The organism is Nocardioides xinjiangensis (genome assembly GCF_017916455.1).
Classification (GTDB): Bacteria; Actinomycetota; Actinomycetes; order Propionibacteriales; family Nocardioidaceae; genus Nocardioides; species Nocardioides xinjiangensis.
Map to the genome: position 1 here is coordinate 1,365,059 of NZ_JAFMSY010000001.1, position 17,633 is coordinate 1,382,691.

At 73.8% G+C, this 17,633-nt stretch carries 16 protein-coding genes; 2 read left to right on the plus strand and 14 right to left on the minus strand.

Annotation, left to right across the window (positions count from 1 at the left end):
- The first annotated feature begins 80 nt into the window (after positions 1–80).
- Both J3P38_RS06490 and J3P38_RS06495 read left to right on the plus strand, forming a co-directional pair.
- Positions 81–1,397, plus strand: a complete 1,317-nt coding sequence (locus J3P38_RS06490) for a hypothetical protein (RefSeq protein ID WP_210503041.1) — start codon at positions 81–83, stop codon at positions 1,395–1,397.
- A 102-nt stretch (positions 1,398–1,499) separates the two neighbouring features.
- Positions 1,500–2,588, plus strand: a complete 1,089-nt coding sequence (locus tag J3P38_RS06495; protein ID WP_210438997.1) for a Glu/Leu/Phe/Val family dehydrogenase — start codon at positions 1,500–1,502, stop codon at positions 2,586–2,588.
- Between the two features lie 158 nt (positions 2,589–2,746).
- On the opposite strand, the gene J3P38_RS06500 is transcribed toward J3P38_RS06495, so the two are convergent.
- The 14 genes from J3P38_RS06500 to purL all read right to left on the minus strand — a co-directional run bounded on the left by J3P38_RS06500 (position 2,747) and on the right by purL (position 17,610).
- Positions 2,747–2,935: a DUF3073 domain-containing protein gene (locus J3P38_RS06500; RefSeq protein WP_210438998.1), complete on the minus strand. Its 189-nt coding sequence runs from the start codon at positions 2,933–2,935 to the stop codon at positions 2,747–2,749.
- A gap of 156 nt (positions 2,936–3,091) precedes the next feature.
- Positions 3,092–4,177 carry a phosphoribosylformylglycinamidine cyclo-ligase gene (purM, locus tag J3P38_RS06505; protein ID WP_210438999.1) on the minus strand — a complete coding sequence of 362 codons (1,086 nt, stop codon included), beginning with the start codon at positions 4,175–4,177 and terminating at the stop codon, positions 3,092–3,094.
- 39 nt (positions 4,178–4,216) lie between these two features.
- Positions 4,217–5,752, minus strand: a complete 1,536-nt coding sequence (gene purF, locus J3P38_RS06510; protein ID WP_210439000.1) for an amidophosphoribosyltransferase — start codon at positions 5,750–5,752, stop codon at positions 4,217–4,219.
- 59 nt (positions 5,753–5,811) lie between these two features.
- On the minus strand, positions 5,812–6,852 hold the full coding sequence (locus J3P38_RS06515; RefSeq protein ID WP_210439001.1) for an NAD(P)H-binding protein: 1,041 nt from the start codon (positions 6,850–6,852) through the stop codon (positions 5,812–5,814).
- Positions 6,849–7,316 carry an SRPBCC family protein gene (locus tag J3P38_RS06520; protein WP_210503042.1) on the minus strand — a complete coding sequence of 156 codons (468 nt, stop codon included), beginning with the start codon at positions 7,314–7,316 and terminating at the stop codon, positions 6,849–6,851. The genes J3P38_RS06515 and J3P38_RS06520 overlap by 4 nt, the downstream gene beginning before the upstream one ends.
- Positions 7,317–7,647: 331 nt before the next feature.
- Positions 7,648–9,012, minus strand: coding sequence for a dipeptidase (locus tag J3P38_RS06525; protein WP_210439003.1), 1,365 nt, complete (start codon positions 9,010–9,012; stop codon positions 7,648–7,650).
- Between the two features lie 44 nt (positions 9,013–9,056).
- Positions 9,057–9,851 carry a GntR family transcriptional regulator gene (locus J3P38_RS06530; protein WP_210439004.1) on the minus strand — a complete coding sequence of 265 codons (795 nt, stop codon included), beginning with the start codon at positions 9,849–9,851 and terminating at the stop codon, positions 9,057–9,059.
- 51 nt (positions 9,852–9,902) lie between these two features.
- Positions 9,903–10,937, minus strand: coding sequence for a 4-hydroxythreonine-4-phosphate dehydrogenase PdxA (gene pdxA, locus J3P38_RS06535; protein WP_210439005.1), 1,035 nt, complete (start codon positions 10,935–10,937; stop codon positions 9,903–9,905).
- Positions 10,938–10,947: 10 nt separating this feature from the next.
- A complete protein-coding gene (locus tag J3P38_RS06540; protein WP_210439006.1) occupies positions 10,948–12,051 on the minus strand; it encodes a four-carbon acid sugar kinase family protein in 1,104 nt (367 codons plus the stop codon).
- Positions 12,048–13,085 (minus strand): 2-keto-3-deoxygluconate permease, encoded by a 1,038-nt coding sequence (locus tag J3P38_RS06545; protein ID WP_210439007.1) that lies wholly within the window; start codon positions 13,083–13,085, stop codon positions 12,048–12,050. The genes J3P38_RS06540 and J3P38_RS06545 overlap by 4 nt, the downstream gene beginning before the upstream one ends.
- Positions 13,086–13,296: 211 nt before the next feature.
- Positions 13,297–14,106: a GNAT family N-acetyltransferase gene (locus J3P38_RS06550; protein ID WP_210503043.1), complete on the minus strand. Its 810-nt coding sequence runs from the start codon at positions 14,104–14,106 to the stop codon at positions 13,297–13,299.
- 9 nt (positions 14,107–14,115) lie between these two features.
- Positions 14,116–14,457, minus strand: a complete 342-nt coding sequence (locus J3P38_RS06555; RefSeq protein WP_210439009.1) for a sterol carrier family protein — start codon at positions 14,455–14,457, stop codon at positions 14,116–14,118.
- Between the two features lie 100 nt (positions 14,458–14,557).
- The gene (locus J3P38_RS06560) at positions 14,558–15,292 is read right to left on the minus strand and encodes an alpha/beta hydrolase (protein ID WP_210503044.1); all 735 of its coding nucleotides are present in this window, start codon (positions 15,290–15,292) and stop codon (positions 14,558–14,560) included.
- A 35-nt stretch (positions 15,293–15,327) separates the two neighbouring features.
- On the minus strand, positions 15,328–17,610 hold the full coding sequence (purL, locus tag J3P38_RS06565; RefSeq protein ID WP_374222613.1) for a phosphoribosylformylglycinamidine synthase subunit PurL: 2,283 nt from the start codon (positions 17,608–17,610) through the stop codon (positions 15,328–15,330).
- Positions 17,611–17,633: the final 23 nt, after the last annotated feature.

The following is a 17,633-nucleotide window of genomic DNA, read 5'->3' on the forward strand; positions in this document are numbered from 1 at the left end:
TCACGTCCCGATCGGGGCCCTGCTGCGTGTCCGGGAGGTGGTCCCCGTGCGGCGTCCGGCGCGTCGGCGAGGATGGACCGGTGCTCCCCCGCCTCGAGATCGTCCGCCGGACGCGGCCCGTCGACCTGGTCTCCCCCGGCTCGGTGCGCCTCGACCGGGCCTCCGGCGGCACCGTGCCGCTGCCCTCGGTGGCGCCGTACGTCGCTGCGACCACGCCCGACGTCGCCGGACCGGTCGCGCTGCACCTCGGCGGCAGCCGCCTCGCGGCCGTCGCCGACGGCGGCTCGGTGTCCCTCGACGTCGACGGCACCGACCACCGCAGCCGGCGCTTCCACCGCACGGAGTCGCCCACCGGGCTCGCGGTGACGCTCACCGGGACCCACGCCACCGCGTGGAGCCTCGAGCCCGCTGGCTGGGTGGCGCGGGCCCGGCACGACCTCCGCGAGGTGCTCGACACCCGCGAGGAGGCCGCGCTGGCCGGTCTCCAGGTCGAGCTCCCACCCGCCGGCGGCCTCGCGGGCGGCTTCGGCCAGCTGGGCCTGCGCGACGTCCGCTTCGTCACCGAGGAGGACGGCGCGCCGCTGCGCGACGGCGGCGCGCTCTGGCTGACCGCGACGTCCGCCGGGCCGGGCTTCTTCGACACCGCCCACACGAGCGTGTGGCGCCTGGACCCCGACACCCTCGACCTTGCGCACAGCGCCGACCTGTTCTTCCGGCGACCCGACCGCCCGGGGGTCTTCGGCGACCACGCCACGCACGTCGTGCGCGCCGCCGGCCGCTGGCTGGTCGCGACGAGCACGTGGGGCGACTTCGAGGCGCCGACGACGCGCGCCGGACGTCGTACCCCGGCCGGCCTGCGGGTCACCCTCGCCGAGCCGCCCACCGGCACCGACGTGCTGCGGGGCACGCACGTCCTCGACACCCGGGAGCTGCCGCTGCCGACCGACGGGCTGGAATCCATCGCCACGTGGGACCCGCACCTCGTGCACCGCGACGGTGGGTGGCTCGTGGGGTTCGTGAGCGCACGGCGCTTCTTCGACTTCCACCCGGCCCTTGCCGGCGGGGCCAGCCTGGAGGACCTGCGGCTGCTCGGCGCCGCCACCGACCGGCGCTCGACCGAGGGCACCACCCTCGTCGAGGTCGACGGCCGGATGGTCGTGCTCGCGAGCGACGGTCGCGACTCGAGACGTGGGCAACGCGCGCGGTTCGCGGCGTTCGACCTCGCGATGCGCGACCTCGGGACGCTGGACGCGCCGTACCCGACGAACCTCCCCTGGCCGACCGTCGCGCGCACCGACGAAGGGTGGCTGATGGTGACCTTCAACGGCCGGGCGGCCGGCGGGAGCCTGCTCGGCTACGGCACCCACGGCGACGTGGTGGTGATGCGGTCGCGGTGACGGCCCGGGTCTACCCTGAGCGTGACGGCGGTCACCACCCCTCGACCGCACGACCAGGTCCGCACACCCCGCGGCCGCACCCACAGAAAAGGACCCACGAGCATGTCTGGAGCACCCACCGGCGTCGACGTCTTCGAGCTCGGCACCGAGCACGAGCAGGTCGTCTTCTGCAACGACAGCGCCACCGGCCTCAGGGCCATCGTCGCCATCCACTCCACGGCCCTCGGCCCGGCCCTCGGCGGGACCCGGTTCTACCCCTACGCCAGCACCGACGACGCGATCGTCGACGTCCTGAACCTCTCGCGGGGGATGTCCTACAAGAACGCGCTCGCCGGCCTCGACCTCGGCGGCGGCAAGGCCGTCATCATCGGCGACCCGGCGGAGCTGAAGACCGAGGCCCTGCTGCGCGCCTACGGCCGCTTCGTCCAGTCGTTGGGCGGGCGCTACTTCACCGCCTGCGACGTGGGCACGTTCAGCGAGGACATGGACCACGTCGCCCGCGAGTGCGACTTCGTCACCGGCCGCACCGTCGCCCACGGCGGCGCTGGCGACAGCTCGGTGCTGACGGCGTTCGGCACCTTCCAGGGCATGCGGGCCGCCGCCGAGCAGGCGTGGGGCGAGCCCACGCTCGCGGGCCGCACCGTCGGCATCGCCGGCGTCGGCAAGGTCGGTCGCCACCTCGTGCGGCACCTCATCGAGGACGGCGCCCGGGTGGTCGTCACCGACGTGCACGCCCCGTCGGTCGAGGCGATCCGCTCCCAGTTCCCGCAGGTCGAGGCCGTCGCGTCCACCGAGGAGCTGGTGGCGAGCGAGATCGACGTCTACGCCCCGTGCGCCATGGGCGGCGCGATCAGCGACGAGGTGCTCGACGTGCTGCGCGCCACGATCATCTGCGGCGCGGCCAACAACCAGCTCGCGCACCCGGGCATCGAGAAGCAGATCGAGGAGCGCGGCATCCTCTACGCACCCGACTTCTGCGTGAACTCCGGTGGGGTGATCCAGGTCGCCGACGAGCTCGAGGGCTTCTCCTTCGACCGCGCCAAGCAGCGCGCCACGGGCATCTTCGACACCACTCGGCGGGTGTTCGAGCTCGCCAAGGCCGACGGCGTCACCAGCGCGGAGGCCGCCGACCGCCTGGCGGAGCGCCGCATGCGCGAGGTCGGCCGCCTGCGCGGCATCCACCTGCGCTGACCCCGCTCGCCGGCGACGGGTCGGCGCGTCCTCACCGTGAGGTCAGGACGCGCCGGCTCGTCGTCCCGGCGCAGCACACCCGTGCACGCTCCGCGCCGGGGCGCGGTCGTACGCCCACCCACCCGGTCCCCCCGGGTGAGGTGATCAGGTGCGATCAGTCAGTCTGCGCGACGACGGGGGTCGGCATAGTCCGACCACTCGTCCTCGTCGGGCTCGACCTCACTCGTGGAGTGAGTCGCCTCTCCGTGCAGCTCCTTCGCCAGCGCGCCGAAGTCCGTCTCGTGAGTCCGGTACTTCAGGTCGCGGGCAACCTTGGTCTGCTTCGCCTTCGCTCGGCCGCGCCCCATAGGGTCGACCCCCTCGCACACTTGGCCGGGGCTGTCGAGGAGCTCCCCGACGCACCCGGTCTGAACGGTTACATATCGTGGGGACAACGCTACCTGAGGGGTGGCTGTTCCCGCACACCGTGGTCCGGCATTTCGCGGGTGAAAGTTGCCCGCGTCTCACCAGCCGGGGTGCTGGCCCTCCAGCAGGACCCGCCCGCCGTCGTCGGCGTCGATGCGCGCCTCGCCCGCGACCCAGGCCCGGATGCCGTGACCGGCGAGCACCGAGATGGCCGTGTCGACGGCGTCCGGCGGTGTCAGCGACACCATCCCGACGCCGCAGTTGAGGGTGGCCTCGAGGTCGGCCTGCGGCACGTCCCCGACGCGGCGTACGACGTCGAAGACCGGCTGCGGCGTCCACGTGGAGCGGTCGATCCGCACCGACAGCTCCGCGGGCAGCACGCGCTCGAGGTTCGCCGCCAGGCCGCCGCCGGTGACGTGCGACATCGCGTGCGTCTCGGTGCGCTCGGCGAGGTCGAGGCAGGCCTTGGCGTAGATGCGGGTCGGCTCGAGCAGCTCCTCGCCGAGGGTGCGGCCGAAGTCGTCGACCTGCCGGTCGACCGTCCACCCGGCCTGCTGCAGCAGCACGTGGCGCACCAGCGAGTAGCCGTTGGAGTGCAGGCCGCTGGCCTCCATCGCGATCACCACGTCACCGGGCCGGACGCGGCCGGGACCGAGCAGCTTGCTCGCCTCGACGACCCCGGTCGTGGCGCCCGCGACGTCGTAGTCGTCTGGGCCGAGCAGGCCGGGGTGCTCCGCGGTCTCGCCGCCGATGAGCGCGCAGCCGGCGACCACGCACGCCTCGGCGATGCCCTTGACGATCGCGGCGATGCGCTCGGGCACGACGCGGCCGCACGCGATGTAGTCGGTCATGAACAGCGGCTCCGCGCCGCACACCACGAGGTCGTCGACGACCATGCCCACGAGGTCGAAGCCGATCGTGTCGTGGACGTCCATCAGCTGGGCGATGGCGACCTTGGTGCCGACCCCGTCGGTCGACGTGGCGAGCAGCGGCGCCTGGTAGCCGGTGAGCGCCGAGGCGTCGAAGAGGCCGGCGAACCCGCCGAGCCCGCCGATCATCTCGGGCCGGCGCGCCTTCTCGACCCAGCCCTTCATGAGGTCGATGGCGCGGTCGGCCGCCTCGATGGAGACCCCGGCAGCGGCGTAGGCGCCCTCGGTCTGGGCACTGTCGTGCTGCTCGGTCACGGCTCTCCTCGGTGTGGGGGGCGGGTGGCGGCGTGCGGGTCAGGGGTTGTTGAGGACCGGCAGCGCCCGGCCCATCGTGGGCGACTGCAGGGTCGCCTCGAGCAGGTGCTTGCCGAGCAGGCTCTCGTCGGGCAGCTCGATGGGGTACTCACCGGTGAAGCAGGCCTGGCACAGGCGCTCGGCCGGCTGGCCGGTGGCCTCGACCATGCCCTCGAGCGAGATGTAGCCGAGGCTGTCGGCCCCGACGCTCGCGGCGATCTCGTCGACGTCGAGGCCGTTGGCGATGAGCTCGGCGCGCGTGGCGAAGTCGATGCCGTAGAAGCACGGCCACTTCACCGGCGGGCTGGAGATCCGCACGTGCACCTCGAGGGCACCGGCCTCGCGGAGCATCCGCACCTGGGCGCGCTGGGTGTTGCCGCGCACGATCGAGTCGTCGACGACGACGACGCGCTTGCCGCGGATCATGTGCTCGAGCGCGTTGAGCTTGAGCCGGATGCCGAGCTGGCGCAGCGTCTGGCTCGGCTGGATGAACGTGCGTCCGACGTAGGCGTTCTTGACGAAGCCCTGTCCGAAGGGGATGCCGGACTCGGCGGCGTACCCGGACGCGGCGGGGGTGCCGGACTCGGGCACCGGCATGACGAGGTCGGCCTCGACCGGGAACTCGCGCGCCAGCCGGCGGCCCATCTCGACGCGCGCCTCGTGGACGTTGCGGCCGCTGATCGTGGCGTCGGGGCGGGCGAGGTAGACGTACTCGAACACGCACCCCTTGCGCGCGGGCTCGGCGAAGGTGTGGGAGCGCAGGCCGTTCTCGTCGATGACGATCATCTCGCCGGGCTCGACCTCGCGGACCACGCTGGCGCCGATGGTGGCGAGCGCGGCGTCCTCGCTGGCGACGACCCAGCCGCGGTCGAGGCGCCCCAGCACCAGCGGCCGGATGCCCTGCGGGTCGCGGGCGGCGTACAGCGTGTGCTCGTTCATCCAGACGAAGCAGAAGGCACCCCGCAGCTGGGGCAGCACCTCGAGGGCGCGCTGCTCGAGGCTGGTGTCCGGGTGGTGCGCGAGGAGCGCGGTGACCAGGCTGGTGTCGTTGGTCGCCTCGACGCCCTTGATGTCGAGCTCGCCGGCCGCTCCGGGCAGCTCCGCGACCTTCTCGCGCAGCTCGTGGGTGTTGATGAGGTTGCCGTTGTGGCCGAGCGCGATCGACCCCTCGACGGTGGGCCGGAAGGTCGGCTGGGCGTTGTGCCACGTCGAGGCGCCGGTCGTGGAGTAGCGCGAGTGGCCGATCGCGAGGTGGCCCTTCAGCGAGTCGAGGGTCGACTCGTCGAAGACCTGCGAGACCAGGCCCATGTCCTTGTAGACGAGGATCTGGCGCCCGTTGCTGACCGCGATGCCCGCGGACTCCTGGCCGCGGTGCTGGAGGGCGTACAGCCCGAAGTAGGTCAGCTTGGCGACGTCCTCACCGGGGGCCCAGACGCCGAAGACGCCGCACGCGTCCTGCGGGCCCTGGTCGTGGGGGTCGATCGCCGTGGTCAGGCGGCCGTCGCCGCCCTTCCGCTTGCTCGTCGGCTGGGGCACCACCCCAGTCTACGGCCGATCGCGCCGCAGCCCCCAGTCGCCGCCGGGCCCCCGCGTCGTCAGGTGTCGGGCAGCAGGCCGCGCAGGCGGTGCAGGGCCAGCCGGGCCGCGGCCCGCCCCGAGGCGGGGAGCGGCACGACGTCGAGCAGGGCGTTGCCGCGCGCCCACGCGGGATCGGACGGCAGCCCGCCCTCGGGGCCGGCGTACATCGGCGTGAGCGCACGCCGTACGGCCTCGTCGAGCCCGAGCAGCGGTCCGCCGGTGCGCGGCTGCCAGGTGTGGGCGGGCCGGCAGACCATGTCGTGGTGCAGGGACTCGACGAGGGCGGTCACGGTGTGGAACGGCGCCGTGGTGACCAGCGCGGTCGCGAGCCCGACGAGCCCGGTCGGCGCGACCGGCGCCGGGAGTCGCAGCCGCGCGAGACGTGCCTCCTGGCCGCAGAGGGCCAGCAGGTCGGGATACTCGACGACGTCCGGCCCGCCGAGGTCGACCGCGCCGCGTGGGCCGTCGTCGCCCAGCGCCTCGCGGATCGCGCGCAGCACGTCGGAGACCGCCACCGGCTGCACCCGGCTGCGCATCCATGCCGGGACCGGCTGCACGAGGAACAGCGTCGCGACCTGCCGCACGATCTCGAACGACGTGGAGCCGGCGCCGATGACGACCCCGGCCCGGAGCGCCACCGCACCGTCGGTCGAGGCCAGCAGGATCCGCTCGACCTCGAGCCGGGACGCGATGTGCGCCGACAGCTCGGGCTCGGGCACGTCGGGCACAAGACCGGAGAGGTAGACCAAGCGGCTCACGTCGCTGTCGGCGACGGCATCGGCGACCGTCCGGGCGCCGACGCGGTCGCGGTCGGGGAAGTTGGGGCGATCGAGGGAGTGGACGAGGTAGACGACGGCGTCCACGTCGCGGACCACCTCCGTCACGGGCACGGGGTCGGTGACGTCGCACTGGACGGCCCGGACGCGGTCGTCCCAGCCGAAGCGGTCCGGTCGGGGCGGGGAGGAGGAGGCCGCGACGACGTCGTGCCCACGCTCGACGAGGTGCGGCACGAGCCGCGAGCCGACGTACCCCGTGGCGCCGAGCACCAGGATCCTCATGCCTCCCCCAGGTGCCGGAGCAGGTTGCGGGAGAAGACCGCGCCCATGTGCTTGACCACGCCCGCCATCACCCGCTCGACGGCCGGACGTACCAGCGCCGGGAGCGGGAGGGTGCAGGCGATCTGCAGGTCGATGCTGACCTCGGTGCCCCCGCCGGGGTGGTCGGCGAGGACGTACGTCCCCATCACCGACGTCATCTCGTCGGGCTTGTCGGGGTCGTGGGTGAACACGATCCGCTCCTGCGGGTGCAGGTCCATCACCTCGGTGAACGTCGGCGCGACCGAGACGCCGAGCACGGGGATCATGCCCATCCGCCAGGTCCAGCGGTCGCCGTCGACCTCGATGCCGGTGACGTAGGGCGTCATCCGCGCAATCAGGGCCGGGTCCGTCAGGGCCGCCCAGACCTCGCTCCGAGCGGAGCGCAGCACCGCCGAGGAGCGGTCGCGGGCACGGAACGTCGCCATGGCGCCACGCTACCGACGGGTTCCAGCGCTCCGCGGTCTGGCGTCGCCGGGGGCGCGGTGCGTGAGGCAGGTTTTGAGGCGCCAGAACGTGCGTGACGCACCGCTCGGGCAGGGGCCGCCCGGGGAGCGGTGCGTGAGGCAGGTTTTGAGGCGCCAGAACGTGCGTGACGCACCGCTCGGGCAGGGGTCGTGCGCGCAGCGGTGCGTGAGGCAGGTTCCGAGGCGGCAGAACCTGCGTGACGCACCGCTCGGGCAGGGGTCGGCCGGGGAGCGGTGCGTGAGGCAGGTTTTGAGGCGCCAGAACGTGCGTGACGCACCGCTCGGGCAGGCGTCAGCCGCGCGGCAGCTCGCCGAGGTTGCGCAGCAGCAGGGCCTCGGCCTTGACGACCTTCTCGAACTCGGCGAGGTGCAGGCCCTCGTTGGCGCCGTGGGCGCGGGTGTCGGGGTCCTCGACGCCGGTGACCAGGACGCTGGCCTCGGGGAACGCCTCGAGGAACTCCGCGATGAACGGGATCGAGCCGCCGACGCCCATGTCGACCGGGGCGGTGCCGTCCCAGGCCTCGGCGAACGCGGCCCGCGCGGCGTCGTACGCCGGACCGCTGGCGTCGATCTGCGTGGCCTCGCCGGTGTCGACGACCGTCGTGGTGAGGGTCGCTCCCCAGGGCGTGTGCTCCTCGAGGTGCGCCTGCAGGCGCGCCACCGCGTTGGCGGTGGTGTCCCCGGGCGCGATGCGCATGCTGATGCGGCAGCGGGCGGCGGGGACGAGGGTGTTCGAGGCTCCCTCGACCTTGGGCGCGTCGAAGCCGGTGATGGTGATCGACGGCTTGGTCCAGAGGCGCTCGACGATCGGGCCGGAGCCGATCCACTCGACGCCGTCGGCGGCGCCGGACTCCGCACGCAGGCGGGCCTCGGGGTACTCCACGTCGGCCGCGGGGCCGGAGTGCAGGCCCTCGACGGCGACGTTGCCGGCGTCGTCGACCAGGGTCGCGACGACGCGGCTGAGGGTGAGGATGGAGTCGGGCACCAGGCCACCCCACATGCCGCTGTGCACGGCGTGGGTGAGGGTGCGCACCTCCACGTCCATGCGCACCAGGCCGCGCAGGCTGGTCGTGAGGGCCGGCTCACCGATGTCCCAGTTGCCGGAGTCGGCGATGACGATGACGTCGGCGGCGAGCCGCTCCTTGTGCGCCTCCAACAGCTCGACGAGGGTGTCGGAGCCGACCTCCTCCTCGCCCTCGATGAACATGACGAGGTTGACCGGCAGGTCGTCGCCGAAGATGCGGACCGCGCCGAGGTGGGCGGCGATGCCGGCCTTGTCGTCGGCGGCGCCGCGCGCGTACAGCCGGACGTCGCCGCGCCCGTCCTCACGCTCCGTGGGCTCCCAGGGCGGGGAGTCCCAGTCGGCGTGGTCGTTCTCGGGCTGCACGTCGTGATGGGCGTAGAGCAGCACCGTCGGCGCGCCCTCGGGGCCCGCCTTGCGCGCGATGACGGCCGGGGGCGCACCGTCGTGGGCACGCACGATCTCGGCCTCGAACCCCTCGGCCGCGAACAGGTCGCGGGTGGCCTCGGCGCTGCGCTCGACCTCGCCGGCCCGGGCGGGGTCGGCGGAGACGGACTCGATGCGGATCAGGTCCTCGAGGTCGCGGCGGATGCCGGGCATGACCTCGGCGAGGCGAGCGGCGATGTCGACAGTCATGCGCACACCCTAGGAGCAGGTGACGGGACGACGGCGAGGCGGGCTCAGCGGAGCGTCTCGAGCTCCTCGAGCAGCTGGCGGGCGGTCCGCGCGAGGCGGTCGATCCGCTCGTCCGCGGCATCGGGGCGCGCCGACGGCGGGACCGACTCGACGTCGAAGGCGGCCAGGTCGCCGCGGTGCCAGGTCGAGAACTCCTCGAGCGCCCGGCCCTCCCGATCCACGCTGCGACCCTCCAGCAGGAGCAGCGGGGCGCCCACGGCCACGCCGAGCAGGTCGGCCAGCGCGGCGGTCGCCGGGACCGCCCGCACCTGGTGGTGGCCGCCGACCACGTGCCGGTCGAGACGGTCGGCCAGCAGCTGGTGCAGCGAGGCGTCGACGAGGTCGTCGCGGCTCACCGCGTCGGCGACGTCAAAGGGCAGCCACGTGCGAATGTAGCTGAGCACCACCCCGCCGACCGACCGGACGCGGCCGAGCTGCAGCACCCGCTCGTCGGGGATCGACCGCAGGTGGTCGGGGCGCGCGACGACGTCGTACGACACCACGCGCGTCGACACCTCGCCGGCGCCGCCGGCCACCAGTCGCAGCCCCGGGCGCCGGACGTCGCGGTGCACCTCCCGGTGCTCGGCGACGACCGAGCCGCGCCCCCGCACCTTCCGGATCAGGCCCTCGGCCTCCAACGTGGCGAGCGCCTGGCGCACGACGGAGCGCGAGACGTCGAACTCCTGCTGCAGCGCCGCCTCGCTGGGGAACAGGTCGCCCGGGCGCAGGTCGCGGCTGTCCAACCGCTCACGCAGCGCCCGCTCGACCTGGGCGTGCAGGGGCAGGGGGCGCTCGCTCACGGCCGCAACCCTATGCGCCGTCTTGGACCCCGGCCGGGCCGAGGCCCGACCTCAGACGGTGACCCGCTGCGCGGTCCGCCACACCGAGTCCCACCCGGGCGCCAGCGCCGCAGCCCGCCGCGTCGCCAGCACGAGGCTGGCCTCGCGGGCGACGCCCGTGCCGGCGATGTCGAAGGCGGTGCCGTGGTCGACGGACACCCGCACGACGGGCAGGCCGACGGTGATGTTGACGCCGTCGTCGCCGTAGACGGCCTTGAAGGGAGCATGGCCCTGGTCGTGGTAGCACACGACCACCAGCTCCCACTTGCCTCGCACCGCCTGGGGGATCAGCGCGTCGGCCGGGAGCGGGCCGTGGGCGTCGATGCCCCGCTCCCGCGCGCGCTGCACCGCCGGCTCGAGGACGTCGGCGTCCTCGTCGCCGAAGAGACGGTTCTCCCCGGCGTGCGGGTTGAGGCCGGCGACCCCGACGGGGGTGTCGGGACGGCCCATCGCCCCGGCGAACGCGTGCACGAGGTCGAGGACGTCGTCGGTGCGCTCGGGGGTGATGCCCGCGATCGCCTCGGTGAGCGAGACGTGCGTGGTGAGGTGGAAGAAGTAGAGGTCTCCGGCCGACAGCACGAGCGAGAAGTTCTGCACGCCGAACTGCTCCGCGAGGAGCTCGGTGTGCCCGGGGTACTTGTGCCCGCCGGCGTGCATCGCCGCCTTGTTGAGCGGAGCCGTGACGATCCCGTCGATCGCGCCCTCCTTCGCGAGATCGCAGGCGGCGACGACGAAGCGGTACGACCCGTCGCCCGCCACGGCGCTGAGCTGGCCGAGCGGGACCTCCTCCATCGGCTCACCGACCTGGAACACCTCCACGAGCCCCGGGTCGTTGGTCGCCTCGGACGGGTGGTCGACGGTGACGACCACCTCGGGGTCGATGCCGACGAGCGCGGCCGCGCGTCGCAGGGCGCCGGCGTCGCCGACGACGACCGGCACGCACTCCTCGCGCAGGTCGGGGTGGTCCAGCAGGGTGCGCAGGGTGATCTCGGGGCCGATGCCGGCGACGTCGCCGAGGGTGAGGCCGAGGACGGGCAGGGTGCTCATGGTGTGCTCCTCAGGCGCCGCGCACGGCGCCGATCAGTTGGGTCAGGGTCTGGGTGTTCCCGAAGCCGCCCGCCTTCGTGGCGACGACGAGGCCCTCGCGGGGCCCGCCGACCAGCGTGCCGACGGGCACGCCCTCGACGGGCGCGTCCAGGACGCCGATGCCGGTCGCGCCGAGGGCGCGCAGGACCTGCGCCGCCCCGTCGCCGCCGACCAGCACGAGCAGGTCGTGGGACCGGTCGGCGAGGACCTCGGCGGCTCGGGCGCCGAGCTCGCGGGCGCGGCGGTCGGCGGTGCCGTCGACACGCTCGGCGGGGGTGACGAGCAGATCGACCGACGCGTCGGCCGCGCGCTCCAGCTCCGCGACCTGGTCGCGGGCCACGGGGTGGAGCGACGAGACGACGACCAGCGTCCGGCCGTCCGCCGGGACGCTCACGTGACCGAGGGTGGCCGGCGGCGGACCGGCGCGCCAGGCCCGGCCGAGGGCGCCGGCCAGGCCGGCCGAGCCGACGGGCACGGCGTCCGGCCCGATGTCGGCGATGGCGGCGGCGAGCCGGTCGAGGTCGGCCTGGTCACGCGCGTCGACGAGGACGACGTCGTGGTCCTCGGCGGCCCGGCGGATGGCCGTCCCGAGGTCGTCGCCCGTGGCGAGCGCCGCCCCCGGGACGAGCGCGCGCAGGTCGGACTGCTCCACCGGTGTGACCGGGTCGTCGCCCGCGGCGCTGCGGTGTACCGGCACGCCCTCGACGAGCACGTGCCCGTCCTCGACCGTGCGGCCCATCGCGGGGTAGGCGGGGCACAGGACGGCGTACGCCCCAGGGCGCGAGCGCCGGCGACCGGCGACCGCGCCGTGCACCTGCTCGGCCACGCGGCCCCGCACCGTCGAGTCGATCTTCAGGTAGAGCAGGTCGGGAGCGAGGTCGCCCACGGCCTGCGCCGTCACGGCGGCGGCCCGCGGGTCGCGGCGGCTGTCCAGGGTCACGGCGACGGCGTCCTGGGCGGGCTCCTGGCGCCACCCCCCGCTCAGCGAGAGCAGGGAGGACCAGCCCGACCGGGCGAACGACACCACGCTGTCGCCCGCTCCGGTCAGGTCGTCGGCGAGGACCAGGACCTTCACAGGCGAGGTTCCTTGACGCCGAGGTCCATGTCGTCGAGGCGCTCGATCTCCTCCTCGGTGAGGAGGCCGCCCTCCTTCTTGAGCACCGCGGACGCCAGCAGCGGCGCCACGATGGCGGTCACGAGCACGGCGGCCGCGACCTGGGCGGTGGCCGTCTCGACGTACGGCGCGAACTCGGGGTCGGCGAGACCGATGATGGCGGGCGTGGCGATCGCGTTGCCCGCCGTCGTGCCGGCGGCGAAGCCGATGCCGGACCGGTAGCCGCGGCGAAGCAGGAAGCGGTAGCCGAGGTAGACGAACAGGCCGGTGACCGGGGCGACGATGACACCGACGACGAGGCCGCTCAGGCCGCCCTTGACGATGTTGTTGAGGTCGATGCCGGTGCCGAGCGCCAGCGCGAAGAACGGGATCACGATGGCCGGGGTGGGACGCAGGACCTCACGCCAGTGCGGGTTCAGGTTGCCGACCAGCATGCCGAGGAGGAACGGGACGATGGCGGCGACCATGGCGCTCACGGGGATGTCCGCGAGGCCCGAGGCGCCCAGGAAGAGCATCGAGAAGAAGGGGCCGTCGTTGAGCGCCGAGGCGATGTAGGCACCGCGGTCGCGCTTGTCGCCGTAGCGGCCGGTGAAGGCCAGCCACAGCCCGCCGTTGCTGTTGTCCACGGCCACCAGCAACGCCAGGATCGAGACGCCGAGGACGCCGTCGATCCCGACGACCTGTCCCAACAGGATCACGATCGTCGCCGGGACGATGCTCTTGCAGAGCAGCACGACGCCCGCGGTAGCCACGACCGGCCCGCTCGTCTTGAGCGTCACCTGCGTGCCGGTGGCGAAGATGAGCAGCGCGATCAGCGGCAGCGCGCTGTCCTGGAACAGTGCCGTGGTGAAGGAGCCCATCTCCAGGAAGCCGGAGGCGAACGTGCCCAGCAGCGAGCCGATCACCAGCGGGATCAGCATCAGTCCGCCGGGGATGCGCGCCATCCACTGGTAGAGCGGGGCGATCTCGCGGTCGCCGGTGGTCGGGTCGGTCATGTCGGTGTCACCTCGGGGGATCCGTCTTGTACGTACAACTTGTACGTACAAGCAGAGTCGCACGTGGACGCGACCGTGTCAACCGTCACAGGGGCACGGGTCCGCGTCAGGGCCCCCCGGGACACGGGTGCGGACCCCGGGCCGAGGCGGGCGCGGCAGGGCTGGGGCGGCAGGCGGCGGGAGCCGCGAGGGGAACGGGCGGCGGACGGCTTCAGCGGTCGTCGAGCGACGCCCACTCGCCGCCGCGCTTCTCCATCATCAGCTGCCGCTCGGCGTCGACGAAGCCCAGCCGGCGGTAGAGGCCGATGGCCTCGCCGTCGGTGTCGGCGACGATGACGAGCGTGCGTACGCCGAGGCGGTCGAGCGCGTGCCGGCCGGCCGCGTGGACGACGGCTGATGCGAGCCCCCGGCGCCTGTGGTCGGGATGGGTCTCGACGCTCTGGAAGCGGGCGACGCCCTCCTCGGTGACGAACACGCCGGCGGTGGAGACCAGCGCCCCGTCGACGAACGCGCCGAAGCGCCGGCCGCGACCGGCGTCGACGAGCCGTCGCTCCTGGACGTTCTTGTTGCGGGCGAAGGCCAGGAACGCCTCCTCGGAGGTCTCCGGGTAGAGCCGCCGGCTCAGCTGCGCGCGCGCCTCCCAGTCCTCCTCGGACTCCAGCGGCCTGACCTCGGCCTCGACCTCGCGGGGAGCGCGGAGCTCGGTGGCGGTGAGCACGGTCGCGACGTCCACGGTCAGGCCTGCGGCCTCGAACGCGGCGCGGGCCTCGTCGGTGAGGTCGGCGGTGTCGATGCCGATGCTGACGTGGTCGGCGTTGGGGAACTCAGTGTGGAACGCCCCCACCACCTCCTTCTCGCCGCCCGGGACGGGAAGCCGGGCGAGCAGGAAGAAGTTGCCCCAGAAGTACGACGGGTTCTCGGGCGAACGGACCACGAGGTGGGTGCCCCGGTCCTCGACGAGGCTGCCGGACGCGGTCAGCAGGGCCAGGTCGGTGCGGAAGCCGAGGGAGCCGACGTTCATGGGCGGAGGTTAGCCCGACGTCAGCGGCAGGTAGGGCGACAGGTCGGTGCGCTCGCCGCTGGCGACGGCAGCCCCCGAGCCGAGCGCCTCGGCCCACGTCGTCCGTCCGGTCGCGAGCGCGAGCCAGGTCTCCGCGTCGGTCTCCACGACGGCCGGCGGCGTGCCTCGCGTGTGCCGGACGCCGGGGACCACCTGGACGGCGGCGTAGGGCGGGACCCGGACCTCCACGGACCGTCCGGGCGCGCGCTCCTCGAGCACTGCGAGGTAGTGCTTGACCAGCGCCCGCGTGTCGGAGTCCCTCCGGGCGGCGTCGAGCTGCTCGGGGGTCAGGACTCTGAGGCGTGCGGGCACGACCCGAGGCTAGACCGGCGTCGTGCAGGCAGTTCGAGCGAGGTGGGCCGGCGGCGAGCGTGGAGCCTCGGCGGCGGCACGCGAACTGCCTTCGGGGTGCTCAGCCGATCGAGTCGAGCACCTCGACGCACGCGGCCCACGCCGGGCTGCTCGGGTCGATGACCCCGAAGTGGCCGCCGGTGACCTCGACGAGGGTGGCGTCCGCGCCGGCTGCCGTCGCGGTCCGGACGTAGGTCGCGGCCTGCTCGAACGGCACCGTGTCGTCGTCGCGTGCGTGCACGGCCCACAGGGGCACGTCGAGGGGGACCTGGGCCAGCGGGTCCGCCTCCGCGTACGCCGGCTCCCCGGCGTCACCGAGGAAGGCGAGGGCGGCACCGTCGCCGAGGTGCTCTGCGACGGCGGAGCGCAGGTCCAGCACGCCGGCCTGGCTGACGACGTGGGTCAGGGGCGGCCCGTCGCGCCACCGCTCGAAGCGGGTGCGGGCGCCGGCCCAGGCGGCGAGGTGTCCCCCGGCGGAGTGCCCCAGGGCGACGAGCGGACCCGCGGCGCCCGTCGGATCCTGCCGGGCAGCCGCGCCGATCGCTGCGTGGACGTCGTCGAGGGTCGCCGGGAAGCCGCCGCCGATGCCGACCCTGCGGTACTCCACGTTGGCCGCGGTCCAGCCGCGCCCGGCCAGGTCCTCCGCGAGCGGGGCGCCGTACTCCGCGCCGTACTGCGCCTTCCAGAAGCCCCCGTGGACCACCACCACGAGGCCGCGGCTGCGACCGGCGGGGGCGTGGAGGTCGAGCCACTGGCTGGGGTCCTCGCCGTAGGCGATCCTGGTCGGCGCGGTCACCCGGCGAGCCTACGGTGAGCCGACCCCGCCGCTCGTCAGGCGCCGAGGACCGCCGGCAGCGTGGCCCGCCACGCGGCCTTCGCCTCCGCCACCGGGAGGTCGAAGACGCCCTCGACAGCGAGGCTGTCGCCGCCGGTCCGCCCGAGCGGCGTGAGGGGTACGCCGTGCTGCCGCGCCAGCTCGACCAGCGCGTCGGCCCGGTCGTCGGCGACCGTGACGAGGGCGCGGGCGGTGGACTCGGAGAAGAGCGCGACGAACGGGTCGTCGGCCACGCCCGCCAGCGAGACCGAGGCCCCGATGTCGGCGCGGAACGTCGACTCCACCAGCGCCTGCGCCAGACCCCCGTCGGACAGGTCGTGGGCGCTGGTCACGACGCGGTCGCGGGCGGCGTCCTGGAGCAGCGCGGCCAGCGCCTGCTCGGCGGCGAGGTCGAGCCGCGGCGGGAGACCGCCGAGGTGGCCGTGGACGACGTGGGCCCACTCGGAGCCCGACAGCTCCTCGCGGGTCTCACCGAGCAGGAACACGCGCTCCCCCGCCGCGCCGAAGCCGGTCGGCGTACGCCGGGTGACGTCGTCGATCACGCCGAGGACCGCCACGACCGGGGTGGGCAGGATCGCGGTCTCGCCGGTCTGGTTGTACAGGCTCACGTTGCCGCCGGTGACCGGGATGCCCAGCTCGAGGCACGCGTCCTTGAGGCCGCGGCACGCCTCGGCGAACTGCCACATCACCGCCGGGTCCTCCGGGGAGCCGAAGTTGAGGCAGTCGGAGACCGCGAGCGGCCGGGCGCCGCCGGTGGCGACGTTGCGGTAGGACTCGGCCAGCGCGAGCTGGGCGCCCGTGTAGGGGTCGAGCTTGGCGAAGCGACCGTTGCAGTCGGTGGCGACCGAGACGCCGAGGTTGGTCGAGGGGTCGACGCGCACCATGCCGGAGTCGGCCGGCTGCGAGAGCACGGTGTTGCCCTGCACGTAGCGGTCGTACTGGTCGGTGATCCACGACTTGTCGCAGAGGTTGGGGCTGGCCACCAGCCGCAGCAGGGTCTCGCGGAGCTCGGCACCGGTCGTCGGCCGCGGGAGCCGCTCCGCACCGTCGGCCTGGAGCTCGTCCTGCCAGTCGGGGCGGGCGTAGGGGCGCTGGTAGGTGGGTCCGTCGTGGGCAACGGAGCGCGGGGGCACGTCGACGACCCGCTCGCCGTGCCAGTCGATCTCCAGGCGACCGGAGTCGGTGACCTCACCGATCACCACGGCCTCGACGTCCCACTTCGCGCAGATCGCCATGAACGCCTCGACGTCGGCGGGCTCGACGACCGCCATCATCCGCTCCTGCGACTCGCTCATGAGGATCTCCTCGGGCGCGAGCGTGGAGTCGCGCAGGGGCACCCGGTCGAGCTCCACGTGCATGCCGCCGTCGCCGGCCGAGGCGAGCTCGGAGGTCGCGCAGGACAGGCCGGCGCCGCCGAGGTCCTGGATGCCGGCGATCACGCCGGCGGCGAACAGCTCGAGCGTGCACTCGATGAGCAGCTTCTCCATGAAGGGGTCGCCGACCTGCACGCTGGGCCGCTTGGCGGGACCCGTCTCGTCGAAGGTCTCGCTGGCCAGCACCGAGACGCCGCCGATCCCGTCGCCGCCGGTGCGGGCGCCGTAGAGGACGACCTGGTTGCCGACGCCCGACGCCTTGGCGAGGTGGAGGTCCTCGTGGCGCAGCACACCCACGCACAGCGCGTTGACGAGCGGGTTGCCGGCGTAGGTCTCGTCGAAGACCGCCTCGCCGCCGATGTTCGGCAGGCCCAGGCAGTTGCCGTAGCCGCCGACGCCGGCCACGATCCCCGGCAGCACCCGCGCGGTGTCAGGGGCCTCGAGCGGGCCGAAGCGCAGCGGGTCCATCACGGCGACCGGCCGGGCACCCATGGCGAGGATGTCGCGGACGATGCCGCCGACGCCGGTGGCCGCCCCCTGGTAGGGCTCGACGAACGACGGGTGGTTGTGGCTCTCGACCTTGAAGGTCACCGCGTAGCCCTGGCCGATGTCGAGCACGCCGGCGTTCTCGCCGATGCCGGCGAGCATCTTGCCGACCGGGGTCTCCTGCGGGATCTCACCGAACTGCTTGAGGTGCACCTTGGTGGACTTGTAGGAGCAGTGCTCGCTCCACATCACCGAGTACATCGCGAGCTCGGAGCTCGTCGGCCGACGGCCCAGGATCTCGCGGATCCGGGCGTACTCGTCGGCCTTCAGGCCGAGGTCCGCCCACGGCTGCTCGCGCGTGGCGTCGGTGGACGCCAGGGCCACCGTGTCCAGGGTGCCGGTCGCGCCGGACGTCGTCAGTCCGGCGGTCGTCAGGGAGGGGG